This is a genomic window from Streptomyces sp. NPDC012474 (assembly GCF_042955185.1).
GTDB lineage: Bacteria > Actinomycetota > Actinomycetes > Streptomycetales > Streptomycetaceae > Streptomyces > Streptomyces cahuitamycinicus.
Genome location: NZ_JBIBEP010000055.1, coordinates 1 through 1,131, shown reverse-complemented (window position 1 = coordinate 1,131; position 1,131 = coordinate 1). Strand labels below are relative to the sequence as shown.

Sequence of the window (1,131 nt, the reverse complement as noted above, 5' to 3'; positions counted from 1 at the left end):
GGACTCGCTTTCGCTACGGCTTCCCCACACGGGTTAACCTCGCAACACACCGCAAACTCGCAGGCTCATTCTTCAAAAGGCACGCAGTCACGAGATGGAAGCAAGCTTCCATCCGACGCTCCCACGGCTTGTAGGCACACGGTTTCAGGTACTATTTCACTCCCCTCCCGGGGTACTTTTCACCATTCCCTCACGGTACTATCCGCTATCGGTCACCAGGGAATATTTAGGCTTAGCGGGTGGTCCCGCCAGATTCACACGGGATTTCTCGGGCCCCGTGCTACTTGGGTGTCTCTCAAACGAGCCGTTGATGTTTCGACTACGGGGGTCTTACCCTCTACGCCGGACCTTTCGCATGTCCTTCGCCTACATCAACGGTTTCTGACTCGTCTCACGGCCGGCAGACCGTGAAAGAGAGATCCCACAACCCCGCATACGCAACCCCTGCCGGGTCTCACACGTATACGGTTTAGCCTCATCCGGTTTCGCTCGCCACTACTCCCGGAATCACGGTTGTTTTCTCTTCCTGCGGGTACTGAGATGTTTCACTTCCCCGCGTTCCCTCCACTTGCCCTATGTGTTCAGGCAAGGGTGACAGCCCATGACGACTGCCGGGTTTCCCCATTCGGAAACCCCCGGATCAAAGCCTGGTTGACGGCTCCCCGGGGACTATCGTGGCCTCCCACGTCCTTCATCGGTTCCTGGTACCAAGGCATCCACCGTGCGCCCTTAAAAACTTGGCCACAGATGCTCGCGTCCACTGTGCAGTTCTCAAACAACGACCAGCCACCCATCACCCCACCCTTACAGGCGAGTTCACTGGGGCCGGCACCCGAGGAAAAGTTCATTCCCTCAGACACCCAACAGCGTGCCCGGCCAAGCCCCGTCCGAAGATCATGCGTTCCACACTCTTGCGAGCAGTACTAGCAGCCTCCGACCCGAAACCCTGGCCGAATAGTCAACGTTCCACCCATGAGCAACCAGCATCAGACATTCGCCGATGTACTGGCCTCTGACCTCGTCCCGAAGGACTCGGTAAGAAGTGCTCCTTAGAAAGGAGGTGATCCAGCCGCACCTTCCGGTACGGCTACCTTGTTACGACTTCGTCCCAATCGCCAGTCCCACCTTCGA

The 1,131-nt window shown here is 57.7% G+C and carries 2 rRNA genes; both read right to left on the bottom strand.

Features of this window, described 5'->3' with window-relative positions:
* Positions 1–743: ribosomal RNA gene (locus ACFY9S_RS40645) — 23S ribosomal RNA — on the bottom strand; the annotation flags it as partial.
* Positions 744–1,053: 310 nt separating this feature from the next.
* Positions 1,054–1,131: ribosomal RNA gene (locus ACFY9S_RS40640) — 16S ribosomal RNA — on the bottom strand; the annotation flags it as partial.